This window comes from Arenibacter nanhaiticus (assembly GCF_900141935.1).
GTDB classification, from domain to species: Bacteria; Bacteroidota; Bacteroidia; order Flavobacteriales; family Flavobacteriaceae; genus Arenibacter; species Arenibacter nanhaiticus.
Genome location: NZ_FQYX01000055.1, coordinates 1 through 10171 on the forward strand (window position 1 = coordinate 1; position 10171 = coordinate 10171).

The 10171-nt window shown below is 38.9% G+C and carries 12 protein-coding genes; 1 reads left to right on the forward strand and 11 read right to left on the reverse strand.

All coding sequences use genetic code 11. The annotated features are described in order from the left end of the window. The 8 genes from BUA16_RS17650 to BUA16_RS17690 form a co-directional block, all read right to left on the reverse strand. On the reverse strand, positions 1-770 hold a 770-nt coding region (locus tag BUA16_RS17650; protein WP_143150555.1), incomplete at its 3' end, for an IS256 family transposase. A 122-nt stretch (positions 771-892) separates the two neighbouring features. Further along, positions 893-1717, reverse strand: a complete 825-nt coding sequence (locus BUA16_RS17655; protein ID WP_072766037.1) for a DUF4138 domain-containing protein — start codon at positions 1715-1717, stop codon at positions 893-895. Between the two features lie 21 nt (positions 1718-1738). Further along, positions 1739-2662, reverse strand: a complete 924-nt coding sequence (traM, locus tag BUA16_RS17660) for a conjugative transposon protein TraM (protein WP_072766038.1) — start codon at positions 2660-2662, stop codon at positions 1739-1741. Further along, positions 2652-3266, reverse strand: a complete 615-nt coding sequence (locus BUA16_RS17665) for a conjugal transfer protein TraK (RefSeq protein ID WP_072766039.1) — start codon at positions 3264-3266, stop codon at positions 2652-2654. The genes traM and BUA16_RS17665 overlap by 11 nt, the downstream gene beginning before the upstream one ends. 83 nt (positions 3267-3349) lie before the next feature. After that, positions 3350-4192, reverse strand: a complete 843-nt coding sequence (locus BUA16_RS17670; RefSeq protein ID WP_072766040.1) for a hypothetical protein — start codon at positions 4190-4192, stop codon at positions 3350-3352. Continuing rightward, positions 4192-4773, reverse strand: coding sequence for a conjugal transfer protein (locus BUA16_RS17675; protein ID WP_072766041.1), 582 nt, complete (start codon positions 4771-4773; stop codon positions 4192-4194). The genes BUA16_RS17670 and BUA16_RS17675 overlap by 1 nt, the downstream gene beginning before the upstream one ends. Before the next feature lie 36 nt (positions 4774-4809). Beyond that, positions 4810-7212 carry a TraG family conjugative transposon ATPase gene (locus BUA16_RS17680; RefSeq protein WP_072766042.1) on the reverse strand — a complete coding sequence of 801 codons (2403 nt, stop codon included), beginning with the start codon at positions 7210-7212 and terminating at the stop codon, positions 4810-4812. Between the two features lie 343 nt (positions 7213-7555). After that, complete coding sequence (locus BUA16_RS17690; protein ID WP_072766043.1) at positions 7556-7843, reverse strand: hypothetical protein; 288 nt, start codon at positions 7841-7843, stop codon at positions 7556-7558. 203 nt (positions 7844-8046) lie between these two features. Between BUA16_RS17690 and BUA16_RS17695 the strand changes: the two genes are divergently transcribed. Next, positions 8047-8706 (forward strand): N-acetylmuramoyl-L-alanine amidase family protein, encoded by a 660-nt coding sequence (locus BUA16_RS17695; RefSeq protein WP_072766044.1) that lies wholly within the window; start codon positions 8047-8049, stop codon positions 8704-8706. Positions 8707-8791: 85 nt separating this feature from the next. On the opposite strand, the gene BUA16_RS18780 is transcribed toward BUA16_RS17695, so the two are convergent. From BUA16_RS18780 to BUA16_RS17705, 3 genes are all read right to left on the reverse strand, one after another. Next, positions 8792-8953, reverse strand: a complete 162-nt coding sequence (locus BUA16_RS18780; protein ID WP_178338923.1) for a hypothetical protein — start codon at positions 8951-8953, stop codon at positions 8792-8794. Then, on the reverse strand, positions 8950-9237 hold the full coding sequence (locus tag BUA16_RS17700) for a helix-turn-helix transcriptional regulator (protein ID WP_072766045.1): 288 nt from the start codon (positions 9235-9237) through the stop codon (positions 8950-8952). The genes BUA16_RS18780 and BUA16_RS17700 overlap by 4 nt, the downstream gene beginning before the upstream one ends. A gap of 632 nt (positions 9238-9869) precedes the next feature. Then, a partial coding sequence (locus tag BUA16_RS17705) for a transposase (protein WP_143150556.1) occupies positions 9870-10171 on the reverse strand: 302 nt, incomplete at its 5' end.

Sequence of the window (10171 nt, forward strand, 5' to 3'; positions counted from 1 at the left end):
CGGATCTGATGGACCACACAGATCTGGGTCTTGGATTCCGGGAACACGTTTTTGATGGTATCCGTAAACCCGTTAAGGTTATCGGTCGCGGTAATCAGGATGTCCTCGGTTCCACGGGCCCTGATGTCGGTCAGTACGCTCATCCAGAAAGCAGCCGACTCGTTCTTGCCCAACCATAGGCCCAGAACTTCCTTTTTTCCGTCCCGGCGCAGACCGACGGCTATGTATACCGTTTTGTTGATGACCTTGGAGTTCTCGCGTACCTTGAAGACGATACCGTCCATCCAGACAATGAGATAGACAGGCTCCAAAGGGCGATTTTGCCATGCGACTATATCACCCGATATGCTTTCCGTGATCCTAGATATGGTGGAAGTGGATACCTCAAAATTATATACCTCACGGATCTGCTCTTCAATATCGCTATTGCTCATTCCCTTGGCATAGAGCGATACGATGACGTTCTCGATCCCATCAACGATACTGCCCCGCTTGGGGACTATCATGGGGTTGAAGGAAGCCTCCCTGTCCCTGGGAACCAAGATCTCGGATTCCCCAAAAGAAGTTCTTACCTTCTTCTTGGAGTGTCCGTTGCGAACATTGCCGCCATTGGACTTCTGATGTTTTTCGTAATCAAGGTGGCCATCTAGCTCACCTTCGAGCATTTTCTCAATGCCCCGCTTTTGGATCTCCTTAAGAAAACCGGTAAGCTCATCACCGGTCTTGAACTGTTTAAGGAAATCATCATCAAATAGATCTTCTTTTTTCATAAAGTGCAAAAAATTAAAATTAAACAAAAAAAATAACGGGGGCCGGCCCCCGTTATTTTTTTATTTACACACTTTATGAGATAGTCCCCTTTTATAGTAGCATCAACTACCGTAATCTTCTATTAAAGTCTCAACCTCCACATCACATCCCTAGAGCCATTCAACTCATCCAGTTTTACAATAAGTTTTTCATTGGTACCCAAAGTAAATTTTGGGTATACACAAACAAATTGGACTTTTTGGCCTTTTAAAACTACTCGTGGTATTTTAAATAGGTAGACAGGGGAGAGGAGTAGTTCTTGATAGGAAGCCTTTCGTCTTTTGTTTCCTGTTACCTTAAAGAGATTTAAGCTGTTAATTTCAAAATCAATAGAAGAGTTATTGGCTATTTCGAAAAGGATAAAGACCTCATGGTCATAATAGAAGCTTTTGGTCATGCGGATAGAAATCCCTTTCTTGTTTTTTAATTGGTTAAAGGGTAAAGGGTTTTTGAGTAATTGGGAGCTGAGTTTGGAATAGTCCGTGGTTTTAATAGTATCCTGTAAAGTTTTGTGGGATACCAGAACTTTTTTTGGTTTGTGTTTATGGGCACTACCAGATTTTTCATTTCCGATACTTTCGGAGGCGGCAATGAAATAACTAAGCTTGTCAAGTTCTTGGGAATAGTGTAACAAATAGGAATACACTCTGCCGTCGGAAGTAACCACCAACAGATTGCTTTCTTCTCCAGGGGTAGCCTGTAGCAATCCAAAGGACTGTTCTTTATCTCGGTTGAAACTAAAGGCGTACTTTGGGGAACCTGTGATTCCTTGGCGAATAGGGTTTGGGAAGAACAAGGAAACGACTTTTTTATCACTGGCCAAAATAGTGTCAGTGACATGGCTGTTTTGTGCTTCTGCAAATGCCAGAACACAAAGAAAACTGATCAAGGCTATTGAGTTTTTCATGTTTAATAGATTTAATGAGCGTTAATTGGCTTTTAGAATAAGCTTGTATTTATTGGTTACAGCCACTTTTACGTTTCTGTTATTGCGCTGGAACACCTTTTTGATTCCGCTTAATTGAGGAACACCGGCAATATTGATGTCATTCAATAAATCACCTGTCACTTCGTTCGTTACTTCACCACGGAAACTATTTTCTACATAAATCCCCTCCAATCCATCCTGTAGGTCAAAGGCTCTTAATTTTACAGGTTGACGGTTGATATTATCGATTTTTATTAGGGTACGGTTCGGTTGAAAACTGATAACCCCATAGACTAAGGTGTTTTTCGGAATTGTTATTGTTCCCAATGTTATTTTATTAAGTAATCTCATCCGCAATCGGCTGTTGGCCTTCACCACTTGGTCACCATCTACTTCCACAAAAACATCCGGAACTTGAGGTGAGAAGGATAAAGGGGCCGATTGTGGGGCAGAGGCAAAAAATAGCTGATGCTCTAAGGCCAATTCACTTGCAGCAACGGGTTCTTGAACTTCCTTTTCCTGGGGAATAGGAGGAATAGCCTTCAAAGGTGGTTCTTTAGGAGAATCCGAATATCGGTAGCTACTTTCTGAATAATTGATCCGGCCCTGGTTGTAAATGCTGTCTACTATACGTTGCTTATCCTTTTCCAAGTAATTGGGATCAAATACTCCTTCGGAATTCAAGAACTTATCATCATAAACGCTAGGTGCGTTTTTTACTTGTTCTTCCTGGATGTTATCGATAGCTTCCAGTTTGGTGTTATACTCTTTTTGTTGCTGTTCCAATTTAGGTACCTCGGTCTGCTCCAAGGATATATTTTCATCATTGCCATTTTCCATGATTAAGAGGGCATAACCGAAAATAAACAGTAAAATGACCAGCAGTATGGAGCTAAAGACAATTTTATTTTTTTCAATTCTCATGGTTCAATTTTTTTAAGGACTTTTCAAAATAGTCCGTGATTAAAAGCCCATGGGTGTTCTTAGGGAAGTTGCGGTCTACGTGGATCAAATTACCAGTGGTTACTAATTCATAGATATCTACTACCGATCCTCTGTTTATCTCAAATCTGGTAATGGTCTTAAAAGGATAAGGCTCTTTTGATAGATTTATTTCGGAATGGACTTTGAGGACCTTCTGGACCAACGAGTATTGCAATAGCCTGTTATAGACTCCGTCGGATTTCTTTTGTCTGTACAGTCCATCTACAGAGCTGTTTCCAAGCCACAAGGCCTTTTCCAAATTCTTTTTATAATTGCTCGCATCTATGTTGTAGAAATATGTGTGGAACAGGTCTAAATGCGATAATGACTCCACCGCTAAGTTTTCTTTTTGTGAAACCAATTTTAAGGGAATTACACTTCCGTCGGTATTGACCATAAATGCATTATTCAGGGTTTCCCGGTGCAGTTTTACCACAGATAAAATGGCAACGACACAGGTTACAGTGGTACCAATAACCAGAGACCATACAATAAATCGGTTTTGGTTCAGGAGACTATAAATGTTTTTATAAGGTGTTTTCATCTGTTGGTTTTTTTTGATTATTATCTGCAACCATATTTATTTTAACTTACCTGCTTATCAGTGATGTTTTCCTGTAGAAGGATCTAGCCTCCGCTAAAAAGTCTAAATGTAAAAGAGATAGCCCTGCGGTATAATTTGAACTTAAGGAGTACGATAAACCCAATCGATGCCAATTGTACCATTGGTGCATAATAGCGAGTTCCCCAATCCGGACCGAACAAGCTCGACCAGAAATTGGTGTTCACTTCCGTATAGAGATTATTTATAAAAACATTTACCAAGAAAAAGGCCGGCACCAACATATAGACTCCTGCATAGAGTTTAAAAAAGTTGTAGGCCAATGACCTAAACTTTTCAAAAACGGCCAAGCTGATAACCAATGGGAAAAAGGCCTGCATAATGCCCAATAGAAAAAATCGTTCTGCCAAAAACAGCGGATAAATAAAAAGATCCAATAGCCATAGGAACAACCCAAGGATGAAGGACACGAACCTTAATACGTATAAGGGAGTCGCTAAGGACTCATATAAAAGCGCCATGGCTTTTTTGGCGGCTACCAAAGCACCCACATCCTTTTCAATGTCGATATCCTGCAACTGTAACGGGAGGAGTGCCGGAGCCGTGTCCCTATATTGGGCCTCAATGGCCACCAAAATATTGTCGAACACTCCTAATACCTGGGTGGAAAAAATGACCAAAATCACAACGGTAAAATTCTTAGCAAGTTCAGTAGGGGTCAGTCCCCAAGTATAACCGTCTTTGTTGGCAACCCCTTCATTGTATTTTTTTAGGATATTGATGAGAAAAAATAGCAAAGCTAAAGTCTTCATTCCCGTAATAGTATATTGCGAGAATTCACTGTTTTTTATCATTTGAAAAACAGTATCCACATATTCGAGCCCTATTGCTAAAACAGTATTCGACATTAGTATTTGGTTTCTCTATTGTTCATCTTGTCCTGCATCTCCCTAAAGGCGATGATTTCTCGGTATCGGCGTGTCTTGGCCTCTATCTCCGCTACCATTTCTTTGGTTTCAAGTTCTTTTTTCTTAAGGATTGATGCGCGTTCAGCATCGGTCATTCTAAGATTGTCACTGGATAACACTTCTTCGATATATTCCATTCCCGATAAAGAGTTTTCTAATATTTCGTTGAATGAATTCGAAATCCGGATAACTTCATCAGGTTGTATATGGGTTGATTGAAAAATCTCCCTTAGATCAACCTGAACTATATCGAACAGACGTTGATGGCTGATCGCTAGTTCTTTTACAGCCCTTAGTTGTTTGATAACATTATTGACCTTATCCACGTTCTCTTTCTGTTGTTGTAGAAATTTTACGGTCTTTAATAATTGTGAGGTCTGCTTTCCCGATTCCAACAAAGATTTTGCAAATGAGATAAAATTGGTATTGTCATAAACAGGAAGGCCCTGTGCGCTAGAATTCACATGTACCAGTAGGAACAAGACGGCGAATAAAATGAGTTTCTCGATTTTATGTTTCATTTTCAACTAGTTTAAATTGTTATTAATTAATTTGGACTAAGACTCTTGTGTAAAAACTTTTATGGCTTTTTCCATGTCTTTATGTTCTTGGTATAGCGCCATGATGGATTCGCTTTCAGTTCCATCGGTTAAATAAGCAGCATAAACTTCTTTTGGTACTTCTAATCTGAATATGTTGCTTTCCTTTCCGATCTTGATGAACATCTCGGTGTACTTTCGGGAACCCATGAGATTGTTTCTTATAGATTTTAACTGGTTCAAGTCATGGGAGGACAGGTTTAATCGGTTTTTTAATTCCTGGTATCCTTTTTCATTATTTAAACTATAGATGACCTGGGTATTTTCTAATATGCTTGCCGAGGTAGCATTATCCGGCAATTGATTAATAGATTGAAGGATGATCCCTATGGACCCGTTCTGTTTTCGGATCGCTTGATAGTAGAATTCCACACTCTCAAGGACATTGTCAAACTTCAGCTGTTTGGCAAACTCATCGAAAAGAATAATACCTTTTTCTGCACGGTTTTTCCAAATGGTTCGTTGGATGGCAGATTTTATAAGCTTCAACATCACCGAGAGGATTTCCTTATTATCCCGTACTTCATCCAATTCAAAAACAATCAATCTTTTGTCCTCAATTTTATAGGTTTGGTCCTCACTGACCTCGAATAGAAAACTGTAGAGTCCATTCCCTACATATTCGGACATGATGTGCAGAAAGGCAGGTATGTTGAAATATTCTGCTTGTATTTTAAGTTTGGTTAATAGTGTGTTTTGGTGAAGTTCTATAAAATGGTAAAAGCTATCCAAGGAATGCTCATTATCCACATTTTGATAGTAGTGCCGAAGTATTTTCTTAATGGACACGGACTGTTCTTTACTGGCCTTTTGGTATGAGGCTAAAAGTTCGAAAAGGAATACAGCAAGGTCTTCTAAGCGTTCTGGACTCAGGTCTTCTTGAGAATTAATATAAAAAGGGTTGATGCCCAGGCTTTTACCGTTTTCATACCTCAGTACGGTATATTGCCCAGGATATAACCGTGCAAATTTGGTGTAGGATCCGCCAAGGTCGATAATGACCAGGCGCACCCCGCTTTCAAAATATTGACGAAGTATATTATTGGCCAGAAAAGACTTGCCTTCACCGGTTGGGGCGAAAATGGCAAAGTTACGGGCCTTGATACGCTTTTTCTTTTCATCCCAGACATCCTTTATGACGGGGATATTGTGGACCCTGTCATTGAAAATAATACCAGTACGATCAGATTTGTAGTTGCTGTTATTAATGTTGAGGCATAAGGCATGCTTCAGGTCGGTCACGTAAAGGTCTTGGTTGGAAAAATTGGAGGAAAAGCAGAAATAACTGTTTAGAATATAATTTTTACGTTCCTCGCCTCTAGGGTAGTAAGGGGTAATATCGAGCTCCTTAAATTCAGTCCTTATTTTTGAACCTATTTTATCCAATTGTTTTTTATCTCGATCCCAGTAGATAATATTTAAATGTCCCCTGATAATTCGAGAACTGTCATCATTATTGATCCGCTGTAGGATATCCTGGACCTTGGCAAGAGTTACTTTGTTTTGGGAACCAAAATTTGAGCTTTTGCTCAGTTCCTCGATTTTTTTATCTAGAATTTTACGCCATTTATGTTTGTCATCTAGATAAATGATCTGATTTACGATATGGTTTTCTTTCAAGGTAAGACCTATGCCATCTATAAATCCCTGATGGAATACAAAATCGTCCGAGGTAAACTGTGCGTTGGTCTTACTGCTCAGGACACTATCCCCAAAACATAGCTCGCTATTGACAGCCAATACATCAAAGTAGTTCTCTCCGATGCTAATCTTTGATTTTTCTAACAGGATGTCGGTATTTAAACCCACATTGAAACCATTGAAGTAATTATCGGTCACCATTAAGACATCCTCGGAATCCAATGGTGTAAACATCAATTTACGGCTATTGTTGAGAAAGGAAACTGCATCGTTTACAGAAGCTTTAAAACTTTCGATCTGGCTATCCGCTTCGATATGGATCTCTTTTGTGGCCTTTCGAAAAGGGTTTACATATTTTGGATTGTTCAGCGTTTTGTTTTTGGTAAGGATGAAGAATAGCAGGCAGCGGTGTTCCATATACTCACGGCCTTTGAAATGTTGATGAGTAGCTTTTTCTAAAAAGGTAGTTTTTGGCAACTTTTCAGAGGAGTATATTCTTTTAGTATAAATGTCCTGTTTATGGATAACCATCCCTGTGGGCAACGATTTTAAGGCCTGAAACCAGATTCCATGGATGTCCTCAAAATCCTTTTCGGAAAGGGAATAGATTTCTGGCAATATTCCCTCATAACAAAGCACCACATTGCCATTGTTGGCAAAAACAATATTAGATTGGATGTCCACAATGGGATGGCAGGCAAATAGTTCAATCTTTTCCATAGGTAAGGGATGTTGATTTTTTATTACTGATGATTTTAGGAAATAGACTCTTAAATAGGAAGGGTAGTGGGGTATTTGTAATCCTGGTCAAGGCTATATAAAGGATTGTATTGAGAGCGCATAAACTTAGGATTATAGTGAGGCTGAAGGAGAAAATGACAACCATTAATGAACCAACAATGAATAGTATCTGTAGGGCAAAAAAGGATATAGGCAGCCCGAAGATCAGCGCTCTTTTTCTAATGTGCCTGTATACCTCAAATTTTTTCATCCCTAAGTGTTTATTTGTTTTTATGGTCCAAATGCAATTGCCTTTAAACATCTCGGTAGTAATCAAGATTTATTAGACTACAATTCCTATTAAATAGCTAAAGATGCCAACAACTGCGCCTGCAATAAGTACAAAGACCAATACTCGCGTAATACCCTTTTTTAAATCTGCATTTTCTCCAAAGAAATGCCCGGCGTTAAACAAAAACCCTATAAGGAAAATGACTCCAAGGATAATTGGAAAGATGGTCCTGATGGTATCGGAAACATCGTTTACAGAATCTTCTATGCCCCCAATCTGAGCAAAAGACGGTGCCGTTGCCAAAAGCGACAGTACAAGTGATTTACAAATTTTTTTCATGACGATGTGGTTTTTGAAGCCGTCCCGATAGTAGGGGAAAGGACGACTTATGGATTATTGTTTATTGAATTTCTAAAGGATTGGCAAGAATGATGGGAATAGAATAAATTTTAACATTCTAAAGTGTTAAAAATTAATGTATTGGAAGTGAATTGAGGAAATCGATGAATATTGTGCAACACGCATTAAATAATCACTGAGTTATGAAGCGATTTTTGACGATTTGTTTTGGATTATTCCTTGGCTTGAGCTTTGCTATGGGACAAGAAAAAAAGGCTCCAATAATCATCTTAGATCCTGGACATGGAGGAGTAGATTCTGGGGCGGTAGGGGTGAATGGGATAAGGGAAAAGGATGTTGTCCTTGCAGTAGGGAAGGAAGTTCTACGCTTGAACAAGGAGCTATATGGCAATCAACTGAATATATATTTAACTAGGTATTCTGACACCTTAATTTCGTTAGGCCATCGGGCTAAATTAGCAAAAGCTTTACGGGCAAACCTTTTTGTATCTATCCATTGTAACCAGGCACCAAGGAAAAAGGCACAAGGTATTGAAGTTTTTATACAGCATCCCCACATTAAAATGGATACGAAGCATCTATTACAATCGGAAAACTTGGCGAGAACAATTTTATTGGAGTTCGACAACTCCTTGGGCTTTAAAATCAGAGGAAGGAAGTATGCCCATTTTCAAGTGCTAAGGGATACCCAATTTACATGTCCGGCCGTTCTTTTGGAACTTGGATTTTTATCCAATTCCGATGAAGCTATGCATAGCATGAAGAAATCGAGTGTTTCAGGATACGCCATGGCTATACTTCAAACTTTGGTAAAAGTCTTAGAAAAGTACTTTACCCCCTAGATAAGTTTGGAGGGATATTTTAAACTTACATGGTTTACGCGATTGTCGCTTAACGAATCTTAAATGGACAATATTTATAAGATACTCACTTCTTCCGTTTCTTCAACGATATCTGGAAATCATGGGATATCTCATTATACATGATATCGTACTTCCCTTCCAAGTATTCAATGGTATAATCGTAGATCGTCTTTTTCTTGGCGTCCTTTACCTTGTAAAGTTGACCCCGATGGTCACCGACTATCATGACCGTCTATTTTTGAGGGTATGTCTCAGGGCCTCTTTCTCGATTTCAGCCTTGGATTTTCTACTGTTCTGTAGGAGCCAGTTGTTCAGTTTTCTTTTTTCAAAGAAAATCATTTTCCCGTTGGGCTTGGAGTGGGGGATAGTCCCGGAGGAAGTCAGTTTGTAAAGATAGCTCCTCGATATTCCGGTATAGTCACAGGTTTCCTCAAAAGTCAACACCTCTTTATGGGCGGTTAACAGTTTTTCCAAACGATCTAAGCGATCAAAAATTAAAATAGTGTCCATTTCTTTCTCTTTTAAGATTAATAAATGAACAAAAGCGCTTTTGTTTCCCTTCTATAGGTTTGTTAAAATAAAAGTAGGAAATAGGGAGGCTGAAAGCCATTGAAAACACAAATAGTTATACACAACTAATTGATGTGCAGTGAATTGCGTTAATAGGTGTAGCCTAAAACATTATTCAATATCATTTGATATTATATGATATCAAAGAAAATTGAAATACACCAATATGCTTGGTAGTTATATTGGCAATTTTAGGGTTGCAAACAGAGTTATTAACAATTGAAAGCGAGGGGATTGGGGATTTGGAGTGTCGAAAACGGCAGATTCTATAATTTCTAGGAGTGTCAAGTGCAATATATTATGTCAGTTATTTTGAGATATCTTATGGCATGTGAAATTTAATGAATATTAAACTGTCTGATTTTTGGGGAAGCCTACAGACCCTGCATATATAGAATCATACATAGAGGGAAGTACAATGCCTAAAATTCCACTTTTAGAATTACCTTGTCTATTATACAATGAAGCTTGTAATTCTCTTTTTATAAATCGTTGTTCATCCCAACCTAAGTTTTCCGAGACACTATCCCGTAAACTGTGTAAGTTTAAAATAACAGGGGTTGGACTTTTATCTAAAGTCTGACCCTTTTTTCATAGATCGTCAGGAACTGATTTAGGATGATTCCCCAGTTCCTTACTGGCATGGACCATTTTTTGGTCGCTTCCCTCACGGCCAAATATACGGATTTCATCACCGCATCGTCCGTAGGGAAGGAAAGTTTGTTCTTGGTATACTTTCTTATCTTCCCGTTCAGGTTCTCGATCAGGTTGGTAGTATAGATTATTTTCCTGATCTCTATCGGGAACTCAAAGAATACCGTGAGCTCTTCCCAGTTGTCTCTCCAGCTCTTTATGGCATAGGAGTATTTGTCGT

Excerpts from the sequence above, each read along its gene's own strand:
- traM (WP_072766038.1), bottom strand. The coding sequence starts at position 2,662 with ATGAGAATTGAAAAAAATAAAATTGTCTTTAGCTCCATACTGCTGGTC.
- BUA16_RS17670 (WP_072766040.1), bottom strand. The coding sequence starts at position 4,192 with ATGTCGAATACTGTTTTAGCAATAGGGCTCGAATATGTGGATACTGTT.
- BUA16_RS18780 (WP_178338923.1), bottom strand. The coding sequence starts at position 8,953 with ATGATAGTCGGTGACCATCGGGGTCAACTTTACAAGGTAAAGGACGCC.
- BUA16_RS17680 (WP_072766042.1), bottom strand. The coding sequence starts at position 7,212 with ATGGAAAAGATTGAACTATTTGCCTGCCATCCCATTGTGGACATCCAA.
- BUA16_RS17655 (WP_072766037.1), bottom strand. The coding sequence starts at position 1,717 with ATGAAAAACTCAATAGCCTTGATCAGTTTTCTTTGTGTTCTGGCATTT.
- BUA16_RS17690 (WP_072766043.1), bottom strand. The coding sequence starts at position 7,843 with ATGAAAAAAATTTGTAAATCACTTGTACTGTCGCTTTTGGCAACGGCA.
- BUA16_RS17700 (WP_072766045.1), bottom strand. The coding sequence starts at position 9,237 with ATGGACACTATTTTAATTTTTGATCGCTTAGATCGTTTGGAAAAACTG.
- BUA16_RS17695 (WP_072766044.1), top strand. The coding sequence starts at position 8,047 with ATGAAGCGATTTTTGACGATTTGTTTTGGATTATTCCTTGGCTTGAGC.
- BUA16_RS17665 (WP_072766039.1), bottom strand. The coding sequence starts at position 3,266 with ATGAAAACACCTTATAAAAACATTTATAGTCTCCTGAACCAAAACCGA.
- BUA16_RS17675 (WP_072766041.1), bottom strand. The coding sequence starts at position 4,773 with ATGAAACATAAAATCGAGAAACTCATTTTATTCGCCGTCTTGTTCCTA.